20 protein-coding genes are annotated in these 19,019 nt (G+C 66.8%); 8 read left to right on the top strand and 12 right to left on the bottom strand.

Annotated features, from left to right (window positions below):
- The first annotated feature begins 56 nt into the window (after positions 1–56).
- Positions 57–362, top strand: a complete 306-nt coding sequence (locus PRN20_RS03315; protein ID WP_273955631.1) for a hypothetical protein — start codon at positions 57–59, stop codon at positions 360–362.
- Between the two features lie 73 nt (positions 363–435).
- Entirely contained in the window at positions 436–843 is a 408-nt protein-coding gene (locus PRN20_RS03310; protein ID WP_273955630.1) for a FadR/GntR family transcriptional regulator, read from the top strand.
- 45 nt (positions 844–888) lie between these two features.
- Here PRN20_RS03310 and PRN20_RS03305 read toward each other — a convergent pair whose 3' ends face one another.
- The 5 genes from PRN20_RS03305 to PRN20_RS03285 form a co-directional block, all read right to left on the bottom strand.
- Positions 889–1,887, bottom strand: a complete 999-nt coding sequence (locus PRN20_RS03305; RefSeq protein WP_273955629.1) for a substrate-binding domain-containing protein — start codon at positions 1,885–1,887, stop codon at positions 889–891.
- Positions 1,888–1,963: 76 nt separating this feature from the next.
- Entirely contained in the window at positions 1,964–2,962 is a 999-nt protein-coding gene (locus PRN20_RS03300) for an ABC transporter permease (RefSeq protein ID WP_273955628.1), read from the bottom strand.
- Positions 2,959–3,960: an ABC transporter permease gene (locus PRN20_RS03295; protein WP_273955627.1), complete on the bottom strand. Its 1,002-nt coding sequence runs from the start codon at positions 3,958–3,960 to the stop codon at positions 2,959–2,961. The genes PRN20_RS03300 and PRN20_RS03295 overlap by 4 nt, the downstream gene beginning before the upstream one ends.
- Positions 3,957–5,468, bottom strand: coding sequence for a sugar ABC transporter ATP-binding protein (locus tag PRN20_RS03290; RefSeq protein WP_273955626.1), 1,512 nt, complete (start codon positions 5,466–5,468; stop codon positions 3,957–3,959). Before PRN20_RS03290 ends, PRN20_RS03295 begins: the two co-directional genes overlap by 4 nt.
- A 4-nt stretch (positions 5,469–5,472) precedes the next feature.
- Positions 5,473–6,507 carry an aldo/keto reductase gene (locus tag PRN20_RS03285; RefSeq protein ID WP_273955625.1) on the bottom strand — a complete coding sequence of 345 codons (1,035 nt, stop codon included), beginning with the start codon at positions 6,505–6,507 and terminating at the stop codon, positions 5,473–5,475.
- A 240-nt stretch (positions 6,508–6,747) separates the two neighbouring features.
- Here PRN20_RS03285 and PRN20_RS03280 point away from each other — a divergent pair, with 240 nt between their 5' ends.
- From PRN20_RS03280 to rhmD, 3 genes are read left to right on the top strand one after another with little or no spacing between them, the layout of a single operon-like run.
- Entirely contained in the window at positions 6,748–7,551 is an 804-nt protein-coding gene (locus tag PRN20_RS03280) for a FadR/GntR family transcriptional regulator (RefSeq protein WP_273955624.1), read from the top strand.
- A 6-nt stretch (positions 7,552–7,557) separates the two neighbouring features.
- Positions 7,558–7,875 carry an L-rhamnose mutarotase gene (gene rhaM / locus PRN20_RS03275; protein WP_273955623.1) on the top strand — a complete coding sequence of 106 codons (318 nt, stop codon included), beginning with the start codon at positions 7,558–7,560 and terminating at the stop codon, positions 7,873–7,875.
- Positions 7,872–9,056, top strand: coding sequence for an L-rhamnonate dehydratase (rhmD, locus tag PRN20_RS03270; RefSeq protein WP_273955622.1), 1,185 nt, complete (start codon positions 7,872–7,874; stop codon positions 9,054–9,056). Before rhaM ends, rhmD begins: the two co-directional genes overlap by 4 nt.
- Before the next feature lie 49 nt (positions 9,057–9,105).
- Here the strand turns inward: rhmD and PRN20_RS03265 are convergent, their stop codons facing one another.
- The 5 genes from PRN20_RS03265 to PRN20_RS03245 form a co-directional block, all read right to left on the bottom strand.
- Positions 9,106–10,272, bottom strand: coding sequence for a serine hydrolase domain-containing protein (locus PRN20_RS03265; protein ID WP_273955621.1), 1,167 nt, complete (start codon positions 10,270–10,272; stop codon positions 9,106–9,108).
- A 24-nt stretch (positions 10,273–10,296) separates the two neighbouring features.
- Entirely contained in the window at positions 10,297–11,064 is a 768-nt protein-coding gene (locus tag PRN20_RS03260) for an ATP-binding cassette domain-containing protein (protein WP_273955620.1), read from the bottom strand.
- Positions 11,064–12,095 (bottom strand): ABC transporter permease, encoded by a 1,032-nt coding sequence (locus tag PRN20_RS03255; protein WP_273955619.1) that lies wholly within the window; start codon positions 12,093–12,095, stop codon positions 11,064–11,066. Before PRN20_RS03255 ends, PRN20_RS03260 begins: the two co-directional genes overlap by 1 nt.
- A 222-nt stretch (positions 12,096–12,317) precedes the next feature.
- On the bottom strand, positions 12,318–13,295 hold the full coding sequence (locus PRN20_RS03250) for a substrate-binding domain-containing protein (protein ID WP_273955618.1): 978 nt from the start codon (positions 13,293–13,295) through the stop codon (positions 12,318–12,320).
- A 118-nt stretch (positions 13,296–13,413) separates the two neighbouring features.
- A complete protein-coding gene (locus tag PRN20_RS03245; RefSeq protein ID WP_273955617.1) occupies positions 13,414–14,064 on the bottom strand; it encodes a GDSL-type esterase/lipase family protein in 651 nt (216 codons plus the stop codon).
- Positions 14,065–14,208: 144 nt separating this feature from the next.
- Between PRN20_RS03245 and PRN20_RS03240 the strand changes: the two genes are divergently transcribed.
- The 3 genes from PRN20_RS03240 (at position 14,209) to PRN20_RS03230 (ending at position 17,356) form a co-directional block, all read left to right on the top strand.
- Positions 14,209–14,991 carry a FadR/GntR family transcriptional regulator gene (locus tag PRN20_RS03240; RefSeq protein WP_273955616.1) on the top strand — a complete coding sequence of 261 codons (783 nt, stop codon included), beginning with the start codon at positions 14,209–14,211 and terminating at the stop codon, positions 14,989–14,991.
- 181 nt (positions 14,992–15,172) lie between these two features.
- Positions 15,173–16,651: a DUF1254 domain-containing protein gene (locus PRN20_RS03235; RefSeq protein WP_273955615.1), complete on the top strand. Its 1,479-nt coding sequence runs from the start codon at positions 15,173–15,175 to the stop codon at positions 16,649–16,651.
- A gap of 90 nt (positions 16,652–16,741) precedes the next feature.
- Positions 16,742–17,356 (top strand): MarC family protein, encoded by a 615-nt coding sequence (locus PRN20_RS03230; protein WP_273955614.1) that lies wholly within the window; start codon positions 16,742–16,744, stop codon positions 17,354–17,356.
- Positions 17,357–17,374: 18 nt separating this feature from the next.
- Here the strand turns inward: PRN20_RS03230 and PRN20_RS03225 are convergent, their stop codons facing one another.
- Positions 17,375–18,139, bottom strand: a complete 765-nt coding sequence (locus PRN20_RS03225) for an SDR family oxidoreductase (protein WP_273956768.1) — start codon at positions 18,137–18,139, stop codon at positions 17,375–17,377.
- A 67-nt stretch (positions 18,140–18,206) separates the two neighbouring features.
- Complete coding sequence (gene hdhA, locus PRN20_RS03220; protein ID WP_273955613.1) at positions 18,207–18,974, bottom strand: 7-alpha-hydroxysteroid dehydrogenase; 768 nt, start codon at positions 18,972–18,974, stop codon at positions 18,207–18,209.
- Positions 18,975–19,019: the final 45 nt, after the last annotated feature.

Here is a 19,019-nt window from a genome sequence, read left to right as displayed (position 1 = left end):
TGTTGGTCTATCGGCCTGGCAGCCGTCACGATCCGGCCTGGCAAACGGAGGATTGCATGACAACCGCTAGAGAGTTCGAACTGCCCGGGGGCAAGCTGTACCTCGTCGAGAAGGAAGGGATGCCGCCCGTCGCCCTGCTGGCGCGCCCGGCCCAGGGTGCCGGGGGCGCCCAGGAGGGCAGCGATTGCTACAACTGCTGGAAGCGGTATTTCGACTGCCTGTTCGGCGAAGGCACTGATATCGATGACTGCCTCGCCATCGGCAGGGAATGCGACAGCGTCTGCCGGGCCGGCACCGGCGGAGGCGTGATCTTCCTCGAGGCCTCCTCGGCCGAAAGCGTCCGGGCCCTGCTGAAACGGTAGCCCGGGCGCGTTGGGTCTTCCTGGCGCTCAGTCCTGCCTTGGCCTGCTGATCAATGACGTTCTGGCCGAAGAGATGCTCGAAGCGAGGATGATGATCGAGCCCGATTGCGTCCGGCTGGCGGCCGAGCGCGCCACGGAAGCGGAGTTCGATGCGATCGAGCACCTACTGCAGGAGCACGAGTCGCTGCACGAGCAGAACAAGCCGGTCTCGGAATACGGAGCGCGGTTCCACATCCGGCTGGCCGAGGCATCGCACAACCGCGTCGCGGCCTCCTTCATGTCCTCGATCCTGCACATCATGCAGGAGCGCGGGCGGCGCATCGATGCGATCCCCAATGCCCGCCGCAAGGAGATCGACGACCACCGCGCAATCTTCCAGCTCGTCAGGGCAAGGAAGGGCGCCAAGGCATCGGCTGCAATGCGCGAGCACATCCTCGAGTGGTCCAACACCTATTTCGGTGAAGAGGACGCCAGGCGCTAGGCGAGGACGAGCGCCGGCCGCTGGGCCGGCGCCCGCAAGTGCGACTTAGAAGTTGAAGTCGTCGATGTTCTCGGCGGTGAACGTGGTCAGTTCCGCCTGGGTGTTGATCGAGTTGTTGGCGTTGATCGTGATGGTGCCCAGGTTCGGCACTTCGAAGGTCGAGCCGACCTCGTTCTTGATCGAGCCGTCGAGCACGCCGAGCGCGAAGTGCACGGCGAGCCAGCCTTCATTGTAGGGCGACCAGAGCTGGAAGGCCTTCACCGTGCCGTCCTTGACGAAGTCGCGCATTTCGCTGGGCAGGCCCAGCCCGGTCACCTGGACCTTGTCGGCGATGCCGCGCGACTGGACGACCTGAGCGGCCGCCGCGATGCCCACCGTGGTCGGCGCGATGACGCCCTTGAGGTTGGGGTAATTGGAGAGCAGGGCTTCCATCTCGGTGGTCGACTTCTCCGGCTGGTCGTCGCCGTAGACGGTCGCCACGAGATTCATCTTGGCGTACTTGGGATCGGTCTTGAGCGTCTCGTTCATGCCCACGATCCACTTGTTCTGGTCGGGAGCTTCGGTGGTGGCCGAAAGGATCGCGATCTCGCCCTCGTAGCCGATGAGCGAGCCCACCATCTCGACCTGGTCGCGGCCGACGATGTCGAAGTTCACCGGCAGGATGGTGGCGTCGCGGTGGCTCTCGTTGCCGGTCAGGTCGCCGTTCACGGTGAGCACGAGGATGCCCTTGGCGCGGGCGTCGTCGAGCACCTGGTTGAGCGCATCGGGGCTGTTGGGCGCGATGCCGATGACGTTCACGCCGCGCTGGATCTGGGCCTCGATGAACGGGATCTGCGAGGTGGCTTCGGCAGTGGCCGGAGCGACGAACTCGAACTCGCAACCCTTGGCCTTGCACGCATCCTCGAAGCCGCCGGTGATCGAGTCGAAATACGGGTTGCCGGTGTTCTTGCCGATATAGACGATCTTGACCGGATCCTGGGCCATGGCGGCGCCCGCAAAGGCGAGGCCGGCGGCCAGGCCGAGCAGCAGAGTTTTCTTGAGCACTTCAGTTCCTCCTGGTGTGTGCCGGTTCAAGCCGGCGGAATTGCCCGTCACCCCTCAGTGCGGGCGGTATGGCCCGTCACCGCTGGGTGCGGGAATAGATGAAGTTGGTTGCGATGATGGAGACGATCAGCAGCGCGCCGAGCACGACGAGTTGCACCGCCGGCAGCACGTTGGCGACGATCATGCCGGTCGAGACGATGACGAGCAGCCAGGCCGCGAGGAACGTTCCGAGGATCGTTCCGCGGCCGCCGAAGATGTAGGTGCCGCCCAGCATGGCCATGAGCACCATCTGCAACTCGCCCCCGAGCCCGAGGTCGTAGCGGACCGAGCCGAGGCGCGAGGCGGTCATGATGCCGGCCGTCGCCGCGACGAGCCCGACCAACAGGAACAGCACGAGCTTGATGCGCGCGGCACGGATGCCGGCATGGCGCGCCGCCACTTCGCTCGTGCCGACCTGGTAGATCTGGCGCCCGAAGATGGTGCCGCCCAGCACGATCCCCAGCACGAGGGCGACGACGACGAAGAGGACGACCGGCAGCGGAATGCCCGCGACCATGATCTTGTCGATGCCGATGAACCACTCGGGCACACGGATCGACTTGTCGCCGGCGATCACCTGCGCAAGGCCGCGGTAGAGCGTCAGCGTGCCGATGGTCACGATGATCGAGGGCAGCTGCAGGCCGATGACCATGAACGCGTTCAGCGCCCCCATTGCCAGACCCGACGCGAGGCCGACGGCGACGGCGGCGGGGATCGGCACGCCCGCCTGCTGCAGCCAGGCGAAGATGCAGGCGGAGAGCGCCATGTTGGCGGCCGGCGACAGGTCGATCTCGCCGGCGATGATCACCATGGTCAGCACCAGCGCCACCATCGCGAACTCGCTGTAGAGCGTGAAGCTCCTGAGGATGTAGCTGATGTCGAGGAAGAACGGCGACAGCAGGCCGCCGGCGAAGATGCCGAGTATCAGCAGGATCAGCGTCATCGTCTCGGGGCGGACCAGCACCACCTGCCAGCGCGGGCGGGCCGGTGCCGCGTCGTGCCCCGATGTCGGGGCCGGGGTCTCGAGCGTGCTCATGCGCGCACCCGCCGCAATCCGACGATCCCCTGCCGGCGCACCGTACGGTCGATGACGAGGGCGATGAGGATCACCGCGCCGTAGATGGCGGCCTGCGACGTGCCCGGGATACCGAGCAGCGGCAGCGCGGCGGCAACACACCCCAGCAGCAGCACGCCGAGCACGGTGCCGAGAACCGTGCCGACACCACCATTGATCGACACGCCGCCGATGACCACCGCGGCGATCACCTGGAACTCGAAGCCGCTACCGGTATTGGACGGGTTCACGAAGCCCCAGCGGCTCGCATAGAGGATGCCGGCGAGGCCCGCGAGCGCACCGGAAATGGTGAAGACCAGAAGCGTCACCTGCGTCACCTTGATGCCGCGCAGCGGCGCCGCCGTGGGGTTGGAGCCGATGGCGTAGATCTGCCGGCCCACACGGGTGTGGTTGAGGAAGACATAGGCGAGCAGCGCCACGCCGAAGGCGATGAAGATGATCCACGGGATGCCGAGGATCGGCGAGGTCTGCGACAGGCCCTTGAGCTCGGACGGAATCCACTGCCGGTCGATCTGCTTGGCATTGGAGATGATGAAGGTCATGCCGCGATAGAGGCTGAGCGTGCCGAGCGTCACGATGATGGCGGGCAGCCGGAAGAGCTGGATCAAGAGGCCATTGATGAGACCGAGCACCGCACCGACGGCGATCGACAGCGGGATGCCCGTCCACCACGGCACGTCGAAGCCGAACCAGTCGATGTCGAAGCGATAGAGCATGCCGCTCACCATCGCCGAAAAGCCCAGGATCGAGCCGATCGACAGGTCAACATGGCGGGCGACGATCACCATCATCTGCCCCATGGCGGCGATCATGATGAGCGGGGTCAGCAGCAGGATGATGCGCAGCTGGTCGAGCGTCAGGAACTGCGGCTTGAACGCCCCGACCGCGAGGCAGAACAGCACGATCATCACCGCGATGCCGGCCTCGCGCCGGAGCAGGATCGAGCGGAGCGCGTTCATGCCGCCACCCCGCGCACCTGCGGCACCGCCGCGTGCATGATCGCCTCCTGCGTCGCCGCGCTGCGCGGAATGTCGGCCGTCTGCCGGCCCTCCGACATCACGAGGATACGGTCGCAGAGCGCCAGCAGTTCGGGCAGTTCGGACGAGATGAGGAGGATCGCGCGACCCGAGGCGGCGAGTTCGCCGATCATGTCGTAGAACTCGGCCTTGACGCCGATGTCGATGCCGCGCGTCGGCTCGTCGAGGATCAGCACGCTTGGGTTGGTCAGCAGCCAGCGCGCGAGGATTGCCTTCTGCTGGTTGCCGCCCGAGAGCTCGCCGATCGGCTGCCGCAACGAGGCGAGCCGGATCGAGAGCTTGCGCACGGCGTCCTCTGCCAGCAGCTTTTCCACCGACCGGCGGATGAAGCCCGAGGGCGCGATCTGATCCGGCACCGCCGCCGAGATGTTCTGCTCCACCGACAGGGTCCGGAAGATGCCCGCCACGGCGCGGTCCTCGGGCACGAAGGCAAGCCCGAGCGCGATCGCCTGCGACGGGTCGGCGATGGTCACGCGCTTGCCGTCGACCTCGACCGTGCCGCTCGCGGCCGGCGCAACGCCGAAAATGGCGCGCGCCACGTCGGTTCGTCCGGCGCCGACGAGGCCGCCGAGACCGACGATCTCGCCCTTCCGCACAGTGAAGCTCACATCGTTGAACACGCCCGGCAGCGTCAGCCCCTCGACCCTGAGGGCCGCCTCGCCGATCTGGCTGCGGGTCTTGTGCATGTATTCCTTGAGCGGCCGCCCGATCATCAGCCGGATGATGTCCGCGTCCGTGAGATTGCCGATCGTGTCGGTGGCGATCTTGTTGCCGTCGCGGAAGATGGTGACGCGATCGCACAGCGCCCGCACTTCCTCGAGCCGGTGCGAGATGAAGATGATGGTCCGGCCCTCGTCGCGCAGCCGCCTCGCGATGCCGAACAGGGTCTCCACTTCCTTGGGCGTCAGCGGCGCCGTCGGCTCGTCCATGATGATGAGCCGGCTGTCCGAGGCGAGCGCGCGCGCGATCTCGACCATCTGCTGGTCGGCGATCGAAAGGCCACGCATCTGCCGCGTGACGTCGATCTTCACGCCGAGCAGGTCCATCAGCCGGCGCGCCTCGCCCGTCATCTCGGCCCAGGGGACGCGGCTGAACCAGCGCTCGTCCGCCCGCCCCAAGACGAGGTTCTCGGCGACCGACAGGTCGGGGAAGGAAATCGGTTCCTGGTGGATCAGGGTGATGCCGAGCTTCTGGGCGACGATCGGGCTGGTCACCTCGACCGGCTTGCCGTTGAGCTCCAGTGTCCCGGTCGAGGGCCGGTGCACGCCGGCGAGGATCTTGGCGAATGTCGACTTGCCGGCGCCGTTCTCGCCGAGCAGCGCATGGATCTCGCCGGGAAAGAGGTCGAGGTCGACATCGCGCAGCACGTCGACCGCCGCGAACTCCTTGCCGATGCCGCGCGCCCTGACGAGGGGAACCGTCTCCGCCATCGGCCTATCTCCCCGCCGGAACCGGCGCGTTGGCGACGAGCAGCCCTTGCGCCTTCAGGTCCGACCAGAAGGCCGCGGGGATCTCGACGGAAAGCGCGGCGACGTTCTGCTGCACTTCCGATGGCTTGGCCGCCCCGGGGATCACCGACGCAACGGCGGGGTGTGCCAGGACGAACTGCAGCGCCGCCACCGGCATCGACACATCGTGCGCCTTGCAGACCGCCTCGATGCCGCGGACCTTGGCCTGCACCTCCGGCGACGCCTTGCCGTAGGCATACATCGCGCCCGCGCCCGAACCCGTCACGAGGATGCCGGAGGCGAAGGGGGCGCCGATGATGACGCTCATGCCGCGATCGAGGGCCGTCTTCATGCTGGTATCGAGCACGCTCTGGTCGAGCAGCGTATAGGGCATGGCGACTATGGCGAAATCCACGTCGATCTCGGCGAGCATCTCGTCGAGATTGCCGGGCACGTTGTTGCCGACGCCGATCGCCTTGATCTCCCCGTTGCGCTTCAACTCCTCGAGCGCCTTCATGCCGCTGCCGGTCAGCTGCTTCATGTAGCCGATGACGGCCTCGGGCGTGTGGAACATGGTGTCGAGATCGTGGATCACCAGCGAGTCGACGGTGTTGACCGCAAGGCGCTGCAGCAGCTGCTCATAGGCATGCATGATGCCGTCATAGGTGTAGTCGAACTCCACCTCGAAGGGCAGGCCGCCGGCCCATGGCGCCGTGCTGAAGGTTGCCGGATCGTCGGGCCGGCGCAGGATGCGGCCGACCTTGGAATTGAGGATGAACTCGCTGCGCGGCTTGGTCCTGAGGAAGCCGCCGAGCCGATGCTCGGAGAGGCCGCGGCCATACCAGGGCGCCGTATCGTAGAAGCGCACGCCTGCGTCCCAGGCGGCATCGAGGGTGGCCCGCGACTGCGCTTCGTCGAGCTTGGCGTAGAGCTCCCCCAGGTGGGCGGCACCGAAGCCGAAGACCGGCAGTTCCAGTGCAGTACGCCCGACTTTGCGACGCGCGCCGACGGTAACGCTCACGACCACTACCCTCCCCCTGAACCATACCGGCGGAGTTGGCTCCGCTCCCGGCTCGCAGGATAATTTGTCAGACAAAAATTAGTTTGACAAGTTTTTACCCGACCGTCATTCCTGAACCGGAAGCGAAACCGCCGGGTGCAACAGCGGGCGTATGGGAGCGGGCGCCGTGCCGAATTTTGCTGTCATCGACACCCACCTGCACGTCTGGGACCAGACGTGGCCGCAGCCAATGATGCGACCATGACCCGCCCGTCCAGGGACAAGCCCAAGCCGGACCACACGCCAGAGAACCGCGCCTTCTCCGGCCTCATCGAAGCCGGGCGCACCGCCAGCGACTTCGGCGGCCCCACGCTCGAACGGCGCCCGATCGCCGAGCAGGTTGCGACGCGTATCATGTCGATGATCAAGTCGGGGAACCTGAAATCGGGCGACCGGCTGCCCACCGAACAGCAGATGACCATCGCCTTCGGCATCTCTCGGCCGCCGCTGCGCGAAGCGCTGAAGGCGCTGACGCTTATGGGCGTGCTGGCGAGCCGTCAGGGCGGCCGGTACACCGTCACCGATCTCACGCCGAGCCGGCTGTTCGCGCCCTTCAACACCATGCTGTCGGTCGCCGACTACGACGTGCACCAGCAGTTCGAGGCGCGCACCGTCGTCGATCTCGAGCTGGTGCGGCTCTGCACGCTGCGGGCGTCGGTCGAACTGCGCCAGCGCATCCGCAAGCTCGCGGTAGACGGACAGGCCTTCGAGCACGATCCGGTGGCGTTCCGGCTGCTCGACATCGAGTTCCATCAGGCCATCAACACGGGCGCCGGCAACGACCTGCTGTCGGCCCTCGCGCAGGTGCTCTACGACCTCGGCCTCGACGTGCGGCGCACCGCGAGCGAAGTGCCGGGCGTGATCGCCAAGAGCGTCGGCCAGCACATCGAAGTCGCCGACGCCATCCTCGCGCATGACGCCGAAGCGGCGGCCGCTGCCTATCGCAGGCATCTCGAGCACGTGCGCGATACCACCACCCAGTCCATGGCCCTGACGAGGAGCTGACCCAGATTGCCCGAACGCATTGCCTTCCGCATGAACCTCAATCCCGGCCAGGCCGCCGAGTACGAGAAGCGTCATGACGAGATCTTCCCCGAGCTCGTCGCGGCCCTGAAGTCGGCCGGCGTGTCGGACTACACGATCTGGCTCGACCCGGAATCGAACCACCTGTTCGGTATCCTCACCCGCACCGACGATCACACCATGGCGCAATTGCCCGACACCGAAGTGATGAAGCGCTGGTGGGCGCACATGGCCGACGTCATGGAAACACACCCCGACAACGTGCCGGTGCAGGTTCCGCTCAAGCGCGTGTTCTTCCTGCCATGAGCACTTCGTTCCGCATCAAGGAAGTCCGCGCCTACACCGTCAAGGCAAGCGACAAGGCCGGCACCTATTTCAAACCGGGCGACAGCAAGCACTGGCTCGTCGACTCCCTCATCTCCAACCCGATGTCGGGCTATCCGCGCTATCGCGAGAAGCGCTCGAGCTGGGGCATCGGCGTGCTGGGATCGATCGTGGTCGAGATCGAGACGGAAGATGGCACGGTCGGCGTCGCCACCGGTTCGGGCGGCGCCCCGGCCGCGTGGATGATCAAGCACCATTTCGCCCGCTTCCTCGTCGGCGAGGATGCGCGCAAGACCAACATGCTGTGGGACCAGCTCTATCGCTCGTCCCTGCCCTATGGCCGCAAGGGCCTGCCGATCATGGCGATCAGCGCGGTCGATCTCGCCCTGTGGGACCTGATCGGCAAGGTGCGCGGTGAGCCGGTCTACAACCTGATCGGCGGGCTCGCGCGCGACGAGATCACCTTCTACTGCACTGGCCCCGATCCGGTCGCCATCAAGTCGCTGGGCTTCTGGGGCGCCAAGGTGCCGCTGCCGCACAGCCATTTCGAGGGCGAGGAGGGGCTGCACAAGAACGTCGCCTGGCTTGCGGCCCACCGCGCCGCGGTCGGCCCCGACTTCCCGCTCATGGTCGACTGCTACATGTCGCTGACCGTCGACTACGCCATCCGGCTGGCCGAGGCGGCGCGGCATCTCGATATCCACTGGTGGGAAGAGGTGCTCTCGCCCGACGACGTCGAGGGCTTCCGCGCCATCAAGGCGGCGTGCCCCTTCGTCAAATGGACGACCGGCGAGCACGAATACACCCGCTACGGCTTCCGCCGCCTGATCGAGGAACGCACGCTCGATATCGTGCAGCCCGACGTCATGTGGGTCGGCGGCCTGACCGAGTTGCTGCGGATCGCGGCGCATGCCTCGGCCTACGACATTCCCGTCGTGCCGCATGGCAGCGGACCCTATTCCTACCAGTTCATCGCCAGCCAGACCGGTCCCGCCTTCTGCGAGTACGTCGCCGCCAGCTCCGACGGCAAGAGCATCACGCCCGTCTTCGGCGACCTGTTCGTGGGCGAGGCCATGCCCGAACGCGGCCGGCTGAAACTGTCCGACGCGCCCGGCTTCGGCATGGAACTCGCCTCGCGCGACGTTCTGGAAGAAGTCGCCTGACAGGCACAAGGAGGCCAGCGCATTCCGCTGGCCTCGAACGGCTTGGCGCTCACGCCCTGACGATCTCGTGGAGCCGCTTCAGGACATGGCGCGAGCGCAGGTCCTCGGGGTCGCCGCGCATCTGGTTCATCACATAGCTGAAGCCGCACCCTTCGGTCGGCCACCCGCCATGGATCGAGCCGCCGGCGCCGGAGTGGCCGAAGGCGTCGGGCGCCGGCCCGAAGCGGCCCTGCGGGGTCTGGAGGGCCCAGCAGACGCCGAAGGCCATGGCCTCGGCGATGTAAGGGTCCATGAAGCGCGAGTGCTCGGATCGACCGAGGGCAACCGTCTCGGGCCTGAGCACCGTGACCCCGTCCACCGACCCGCCCGCAGCCATGCAACCGTAGAAGCGCGCCATCGAGCGGGCATCGGCGATGCCGCCGGCCCCGGCAATCTCGGCTGCATGATAAGCCCGCGTGTTCCAGGCGAGCTCTTGGGGAAAGAGCGGTGGGTTGCCCCAGGCCGAGGCGAAGACCGGATCCTGCCGCTGCGCGTCGGAGAAAGCCTCGTCGAAGGGCAGCATGCCTTCGCCCAACTCGATGCGACCGACCCTTGGCTCCAGCGCCTCGGGCAGGCCGATATAGGCCTCGAGTCCGAGCGGAGCGGCGATCTCGTCGGCAAAGAAACTGCCGATGGTACGCCCGTCGATCCGCCGCACCAGCGCGCCGACCAGCCAGCCAATGGTGACCGGGTGATAGCAGCGATAGCCGTTGGGGTCCTGCACCAGCGGCTGGGCCGCGAGCAGCGCCTCCATCTTCTCGTAGTCGGTGTAGTCGTCCGCCGTGAGTGGCGCGTGCACTCCCGGGAGACCCGCCGTGTGCGACGTGACATGCCGCACCAGTACTCGCCCCTTGCCGGCCTGAGCGAACTCGGGCCAGTAGTCCGCGACCGGGTCATTGAGATCGAGCTGGCCGCGTTCGACGAGCTTGAGCACGCAGGCGGCCATCAGCCCCTTGGTGCCCGAGTAGATCACCTGCAGCGTATCCGCCGCCCAGGGCGTGCCCGGCGCCGCCGCGCCACCCCAGAGATCGACGACCAGCTTGCCCTCATGGGTCGCCGCGAAGGCCGCGCCGACATCCTTCCGCTCGGAGAAGTTCCGGGCGAACTCTTCGGCCACCGGCTCGAAACCGGGCGCAACATAGCCCTGCGCCGGAGCGCTCTCGGATTTCCAGTTCACAGATCCCCTCCCTCGCCGTCCGGCCTAGTCCCCGTGCCCCACGGCGTAGAACTCCTCGCCGCCCGCCATGAGGTTGAGCACCTCTTCGCGGGTCTTTTCGCCGCGCCTGAACTGGCTGGCGACGCGCCCCTGGATCAGCACGGTGAAGCGGTCGCCCACCTGCAGCGCGTGCGTGGCATTGTGGGTGATGAACACCAGCGCGATGCCCTGGGCGCGCGCCTTGACCATCAGGTCGATGACGATCTTGCTCTCCTTGACGCCGAGCGCCGCCGTCGGCTCGTCGAGGATCAGGAGCTTGGCGCCGAAATAGAGCGCGCGGGCGATGGCCAGCGCCTGCCGCTCGCCGCCCGACATGGTGCCGACGAGCTGCTCGGCATCGTTGATGCGGCGGATGCCCATCTCGCGGATCTGCTCGAGCGCGATGCGGTTGGCGGTGGCGTGGTCGAGCCGGCGCAGCGGCCCCCAGCCCTTGGTCGGCTCGTTGCCGAGAAAGAAGTTCCGCGCCACCGAGATCAGCGGGATCGAGCCCACGTCCTGGTGCACTGTGCCGATGCCATAGGCCTGCGCATCACGCGGCGAGCGAAAGCTGACCGCCTTGCCGTCGAAGGTGAGCGTGCCGAGCGTCGGCGCGGTCACGCCCGACATGATCTTGATCAGGGTCGACTTGCCGGCGCCGTTGTCGCCGAGCAGGCAGTGCACCTCGCCGGGATGGGCCTCGAGGCTCACATTGTTGAGGGCGACGTTGTTGCCGAAGGTGCGGGTCACGCCCTCCAGCGTCATCAGCGCGGTCATCAGGGTTTCTTCTTTCCGCGGTTGAGCGCGAGCTCGCGCACGAAGTTGTTGGTCAGCACCGCGATCACGAGGAGGCCGCCGATGAAGGTGGCGAGCCAGTCCGTCGGCCAGCCGGTGTAGAACAGCCCCAGGCTGACGATGCCGTAGATGAACGTGCCGAGGACGATACCGATCACCGAGCCGAAGCCGCCCTGCAACAACACGCCGCCGATGACCGCGGCGATGGCCGTCTGGAACACGTAGCCCTGGCCCTGCGCGGCGTTGCCCTGGTTGTACATGACGGCCGACATTATGCCGACGAAGGCGGCCGAGACGGCGGTCCAGATGAACAGGATCAGCTTGACCCGCGCCACCGGCACGCCGGCGCGGCGCGCGGCATCGACATTGCCGCCGGTGGCGAAGATCCAGTTGCCGAAGCGGGTCTGCTTCAGCACCCAGGCGGCCAGCACGATCGCCACGAGGTACCAGAGCACCGAGACGTTGAAGAACATCCACTTCGAACCGAAGATCGGCTCGGCCCAGCCCGCATCCTTGAGCGAGACGTTCGACGAGCCCGAGATCAGCCGCGACAGCCCCAGCGAGGTGCCGGCGAGGATGAAGTTCGAGGCGAGCGTCACGATGAAGCTGGGCAGGCGCGTCGCGTTGACGAGGAAGGCGTTGAAGCACCCCACGGCGACGCCCATCGCCAGCGCCATCGACATGGTGAGCTCGATCGGCAGGCCGTAGAAGCCGGTGCCCAGCGCCACGATGATCGCCGCCGCCCCCACCACCGATCCGGTCGAGAGATCGAACTCGCCCGCGATCATCAGCAGCCCGATCGGCAGGGCGATGATGCCGAGTTCGGCCGCGGTGTTCAGCCAGCCCGCCGTGCCCGGCACCGAGAAGAAGCCCGAGGCGCCGCCGACGATGACGAAGAAGATGTAGATCACCAGCGCCGCGATCGCGGGGCCGATCCAGACGATGCGCAGCAGCCGCTCGAGGACGCCGTAGCGGGTCGCGGGAACCGGCGTGTCGGCGGTCGTGGTTTGCATGGAAGTGGTCATCTCATCAGAACCGTCGAAGGTTGAATGCTAGCGCAACGCGGCAGTCAGGCGAGGCAGGGGCCGAACCGTCGCGACACAAAAGCGCCGGTTACCCACCGTTCCTCCTCCCGCTCGGCTGTCGCATTTGGCGCGACATCACAGCGACGAGGCACAGGATGCTCCGGCCAAGTCGGGCGGGGTGCGTCCGGCTCCCCGCCCGAACCGGCATCGTCAGTTGGCGCCGCGCGAGCCGGGGATGGTCTTGTTGACCTCGAGCACCGCGGCCGCATTGTCCTGCGTGACGAGGTAGGGGCCGACACTGATGACGCCCGACGGAGCCATCTTGTACTTGTTGTACATGAGCGGGATCACCACCCCGTAATAGCCCTGCAGGAACGGCTGCTGGTCGGAGGCAAAGCTCATCTCGCCGGCGGCGACGGCCTCGAGCACCGCGTTGCCCAGATCCATGGTGCCGAGGTCGACCGAGCGGCCGGTGGCGCGCACCTGCTTGATGGATTCGAGCGCGTCGACGCCCACCGCGACACCGAGCGTCACCACGCCGTCGATGGTCTGGTCCTGCATCAGCATGGCGCTGACGGCGGCCTGCACCTTCTGGCTGTTGCCGATGTCCTCGGAGGCAAGGATCACCATCTTGGCCGCGCCGCCCGCTTCGGTGACGGCGTCGATATAGCCCTTGCAGCGCAGCTCGAGCACCGGGTTGGCGGCGATCTGGTTGATGCAGAGGCCGTTCTTGACGCCCTTGCCCACAGCGACTTTGCCGCCCTGGTAGCCCATCTGGTAGCTGTCTTCGCCGATGAAGCCGATGGCGCCGAGATCCTGGTACTTGGCGCCGCCCGAATTGATGATGATCACCGGGATGCCTTCGGCCGCCGCCTGCTTGATCAGCGGCTCGGTCGGCTCCGGAAAGAAGTTGCCCACGGCGATGGCGGCCGGCTTCCTCGCGATCGCCGCCTCGAACATCTTGGTATAGACGGGGACGATGTCGTTGAAGTCGGCGGGCGCGGTCCACTGCGTCTTGACGCCGTAGTCCTTGGTCGCCTGGTCGAAGCCCTGCTGCACGGCGCCCCAGAACGGGTCCGAGCTCGGGCCACCCAGCATGATGATCACATCCTCCTGGGCGCTGGCGGCCAGCGGCGCAGCAGCCATGGCGGCGGCGAGCGCAAGCGCGCCCAGCTTCTTCAGATTCATGATGTTCCTCCCCTGTGGCGGGCTCACCGCGCCCATCCTCCCGATGCGCGCTGCCCGGACGCCTTCGGCGCCATGACTACAGAGCTATTTTATAATATGTATGATGTAAAGTGACAATTCAGCGGGCAGCCCGCATGGCGAGGATGCTCGCCGCTTCGCGGGCCAGCGCCCGGCCCAGGATCTCGTGCGACTGCTCGTCGAGATGGATGCCGTCCATGCCCGCCGATACGATCTTGTTGGCATCGAAGTGGAAGCACCCGGTGCGGTGCGCAACCTGCTCGAGGTAGTGCGCATGGTCGCGGCAACGCCGGTGCCCCTCGCCCCAGATCGCCGGCTCGGCGTCCTCGGTGATGGCGGGCGGCGTGACGATCAGCACCTCGGGCGGATGGTCCACCAGCGCATAGTGACCCTTGACCATCTGCACCAGCGTGAGCATGCCGCGCGCCGAGTTGAAGGCCGTGATGCTGAGCTGATCCTTGAAATCATTGGTGCCCAGCATGAGGATCAGGATGTCCATCGGCGCGTGCGACTCGAGGATGGGGATCAACGTGCGCGAGCCGTTCTTGTGGATGCCCTCGATCGGGTCGTCGAACACGGTCGTGCGCCCCGAGAGCCCCTCCTCCACCACCCAGGTGTCCTCACCCAGTTGCCGGCCCATGATGTTGGCCCAGCGCCGCGGGGGCGGGATGCGATCGGGCGTCTGGGCGATGTTGGCGAAAGGCGGACATCCCCAGGTGTTGGAATCCCCGAAGCAGACGATTGTGGTCATGGACACTCCCCCGCGCGGCGCAAAGGCGCCACGCCCCGAACGGTATAAATCCTACATATAAAAGATGACAACAGGGGGAATTTGTGCGAATGGGGACTGCCTGATGCCGGCCCTTCGCCGGCCCGCCCCGGAGGCTTGTGGCGCGTGACCGTCTACCGCCGTCCAGATCCGATCCCGCTCCGCCGGTCGGCGAGCCTTGCCTCGCAGGGCCCGCTCTCTGCCGTGCGCAGCGAGGCCGAGGATCTCAACCGGCTCGCGGCCCGCGAGATCTTCCAGGCCATCGCGTCGGGACGCTTCGCCCCCGGCACGATCCTGCCTACCGAGTTCGAGCTCGCGGCAAAGCTGGGCGTCAGCCGCACGGCGCTGCGCGAGGCCATCCGCGGGCTGGTCGCCAAGGGCATCGTCGAGACGCGCCGCAAGCGCGGCACGCAGGTGCTCGATCGCAGCCACTGGAACATGCTCGATCCCGAGGTCATCGCCTGGTCGCGCCGCGAGGGCAGCGGACGCATCAGCCGCGAACTATGGGAGGCCATGGCGGCAGCCCAGGCAGCCATGGTCGCCGATGTCGCGCAAAGCGGGCACGTGCGGGCCATCGACGATGCGCTGCAAAGCTTCGAGGCCGCCGGCGACGCCGCGGCGCGTCGCACCGCCTTGGGCCACCTGCTGCTCGAGATCGCGGCCCAGGGCAATCGCTACCTGCGGTCGCTGACCACGTCTTGCGTTCGCAGCCTGCTGCAGGACGACCCGGACTTCCTCGACGACCGGATCAGGCACCTGCCCGCGGGAGCGCTTCGCGACCTCGTCGACGCCATCCGCACCCGCCGGCCGTCCCTCGCCTATCAGGCAGCGCTCACCGCGTTCGCTTCTGAGGACACTTCGGCCCTGGCTGACTCGCAGCCTTCCGTCACCCAGGCCTCCGCGCAATAGCAGCGCGCGGCGCACCGGTAAGGTGAGCAGAATCACCTATCCAGGTGAGGTTTGACGTCCCCATTCAGGTCCTGGAAAGCATCGCGATCGTTTGCCCGAGCGGGTCAAGACGGCTGCTGTAATTCTGGCTCGGGGCCCCCGTCCGGGGGTTGGGAATCCGACAACCCTGAAGGATTTCCAGATGAAGCTGCCAACGATCTCAGGCCTTGCGACAGTTGCCGTGCTGTCGCTGTCACTCGTCGGATTCGCCATGCCGGATACCGGCGCGAAAGCGGCACAAGCCACTTCGGCTGCCGACGACCTGCAGGCCATCGCCACCGACGCCTATGTCTATTTCTACCCGTTGCTGTCGATGGACGTCACACGGCGCCAGTTCACCAACAGCAAGCCCGGCGAGGTGCTGGGACACGCGCCGCCGAACATGTTCGCCCACGCGCGCGAGTATCCCCCCGCTGACTTCAAGGGCGTCGTCCGGCCCAACTTCGATACGCTCTATTCCTCTGCCTGGCTCGACCTCACCAAGGAACCGATCGTGCTGTCGGTTCCCGATACCGACGGGCGCTACTACCTGATGCCGATGCTCGACCTGTGGTCCGACGTCTTCGCCTCGCCCGGCTGGCGGACGACCGGCACTGGTGCGGGCAACTTCCTCATTGCCCCGGTCGACTGGCGGCCGGACCTGCGCGACAACTTCGACGAGTTCAAGCTACCGGCGGGCACCCAGCGCCTCGACGCGCCGACGCCGCATGTGTGGATCATCGGTCGCACCAAGACGGATGGCGCGGCCGACTACGACGCGGTGCACAAGATCCAGGATGGCTACAAGCTGACCCCGCTGTCGCAATGGGGCAAGCCGGCCGAGGAGCCCAAGGTCGCGATCGATCCCTCGATCGACATGAAGACGCCGCCCAAGACGCAGGTCGATGCCATGTCGGGAGCAGACTACTTCGCTGCCGCTGCCGAGGCCCTCAAAGCCAACCCGCCGCACATCACCGACCAGCCGATGATCGCCAACCTCAAGAAGCTCGGCTTCGAAGTGGGCAAGAGCTTCGACATCAATGCCGCCCCCCCTGAGGCGCGCGCCGCGATCGAAGCAGCGCCCAAGGCGGCGCAGGCGCTGATGGCCTGGAAGGTCCCGACGCTGGCGCCAGTCGTCAACGGCTGGTCGATGAACACCGACACCATGGGCGTCTACGGCAACTACTACCTCAAGCGCGCCATCGTCGCGCAGCAGGGGCTCGGCGCGAACCTGCCCGAGGATGCGATCTACCCGCTCAACATTGCCGACAACACCGGCAAGCCGCTCGACGGAAGCAAGAGCTACACGATCCAGTTCAGCAAGGACCAGTTGCCGCCGGCCAACGCCTTCTGGTCGATCACCCTCTACGACAAGGACGGGTTCCAGGTGCCGAACGCGCAGAACCGCTTCGCGCTCAGCAGCTACATGCCGTTCGTCGCGAACGCCGACGGCTCGGTCGAGCTCTACTTCCAGAACGCGAGCCCCGGAGCGGACAAGGAGGCAAACTGGCTGCCGGCGCCGACGGGCCCCTTCAACCTGCTGATGCGCCTTTACGGACCCAAGTCCGAAGCGCTCAACGGCAAGTGGGCGCCGCCATCGGTCACCGAGGGACGCCAGGGCGCGGTGGTCGTGACACAATGAACTACGCGCCGCTGCATCTCATCGTGGGGGGCCTCCGCCCTCCACGACAGCGCCAGGCAGCCCGAGTCCGCCCGCCCTGAGGGACCCGCAATGGACACGGCTACGATCGTCGGCAAGCTGCTGCCGCTCCTGTTCAACATGATGGGTCCGATCGGCCTCATTCCCGTGTTTGCCGCCGTAACGGCCCGGATGGACGGCCCGACGCGCAAGGCGGTGGCGTTGCGTACGGTGCTGTTCGCCGCCACGGGCGTCCTGCTCGCCGTCCTGATCGGCGAGGCCATCCTCCAGAGCTGGGGCATCAGCAACTCCTCCCTCGTCGTCGCCGCCGGTGTGATCCTGGCCCTGACCGCGGTCCGCTCCGTCCTGATGACTGCGACCACTCCCGCCGTCCCGGAGGACGGTCCCGACCCGAAGGCGACGGCGGTGCGACCGCTGGCCTTCCCGACCATCGTCTCGCCGCAGGGTATCGGGGTCGTCATCATCTTCACCGCCTCCCTCACGACGGGCGCGGAGAAGGCGACCGTCCTGGCAGTGGCCGCGGCCATCGTCGCTCTCGACTACGGTGCCATGCGGATCGCCCATTGGTTCATGGCGACGATCGGCATGGTGCCGCTCATGGTCCTGGGCGCGGTTTTCGGCGTGCTGCAGGTGGCGCTCGGCGTGGAAATGATCCTCGATGGCCTCAGCCTCGCCGGGGCGGGGTGATCGGAGTTTCCCGGGCGGTCACTCCGGCTTCAGCCGAATGCGGCGGCCGCCGCCATGCACGCGGATCGTCTGGCCGGACATCCAGCTTCCCGCGGGCGAAGCGAGCCAGAGGAAGGCGTTGGCGACATCCTGGGGCTTCCCCGCCCGTCCGGTGAGGCTGTCCGGGTGAGCCAGGTCCTGCTGCGCCTTCTCGTCGAGTCCGGCGGCGGCGTAGCCCTCCGTCAGCACCGTGCCGATCAGCACCGTGTTGATCCGAACCTGACGGGCGAAATAGTGGGCCAGGCCGAGCATCAGGTGGTTGAGCGCGGCCTTGGCAGCCGAATAGGCGATGAAGTCGAAAGCCGGCTCCACCCCGACCAGCGAGCCCGAGTTCGTGATGCTCGCGTTGTCGGCTTTGAGCAGATGCGGGCGACAGGCCTCGGTCATGCGATAGGCGGAGAGGGTGTTGAGCCGATAGCTCTCGATCATCTCCTCGTTCGTCACCGAAAGCGGATCATCGTAGGCGCGACCCCAGCCGACATTGTTGACGAGGGTGGACAGTCCGCCGAAAGCCCTGGCCGTCTCGCTTACGCAGGCCTGAACCTCGGCCTCGTTCGTCACGTCGCAGGCAAGGCCGCGCACGTCGCTGCCGGTTTCCCCGGCTATGGCCGCCGCAGTGGCCTGCGCCTTGTCGCCGTTGAGGTCGGCGATCATCACGCGGGCCCCAGCCCCGGCAAAGCTGCGGGCGATGGCCTCGCCGATGTTCTGGGCGCCGCCGGTGACGAGGGCGACATGCCCGTCCATGCGGAAATCGGCAAACGGGTCGAACGTGGCCACGGCAGTCTCTCCTCTTCCGCGTTCTGGGACAACGTCAGTCCAGCTCCTGCACTCCGCCGCCGGAGATGGTCAGAATCTGGCCGCTGATCCAGGACGCAGCAGGCGAGCAGAGGAACAGGGCGGCATTGGCGATGTCGTCCGGCTGGCCAAGTCGCCCGATCGGTGTGTGCCGCAGCATCGTCTTCTCGACCACCGGCGTCAGGACCGTGGCCAACGCATCGGTGCGGATCGCGCCCGGCGCGATGGCGTTGACCCGGATGCCCTGCGGGCCGAGATCGAACGCGATGTTCCGGGTCAGGTGGTTCACCGCCGCCTTGGAGGCGCCGTACGAGGCCATTCGCACATTGCGATTCTCCCCGGCCATCGACGAGATGTTGAGGATCGCGCCGCCGCCTCGCCTCGCCATATGCGGTACGACCAGTTGCGACAGCCGGAACATCGCGAAGACGTTCAGTTCGAACGCCCAGCGGAAGTCCTCCATCGGCATGTCAAAGGGTTTCGCGCCGCCGCCACCGGCGTTGTTGACGAGGATCGACAGTCCACCGAGGCGGTCCACAGCGAGTCGGACCGCGGCCTCGATATCGGCTTCCTTGGTGACGTTGCAGGCAATCGATTCGGCCTTGCCGCCCGCCTGGGTGATGGCGGCCGCGACGGCCTCAGCCGTTTCAGCCTTCAGATCGCTCACCACGACGGATGCTCCCGCAGCAGCGAAGGTCTGGGCGATGGCCCGGCCGATACCGGCGCCGGCCCCCGTCACCAGGGCTACGTTTCCGTCCAGCCGAAACTGCTTGGGATCGTACATGCCGGCACCGTCAGGTTCGCTGTGAGGCGCCGGGAACAAGCGTAG

Source organism: Devosia sp. ZB163 (assembly GCF_028613635.1).
Classification (GTDB): domain Bacteria; phylum Pseudomonadota; class Alphaproteobacteria; order Rhizobiales; family Devosiaceae; genus Devosia_A.
Note: the sequence above shows the minus strand (reverse complement) of the source record. Positions and strands in the feature narration are given on the sequence as shown.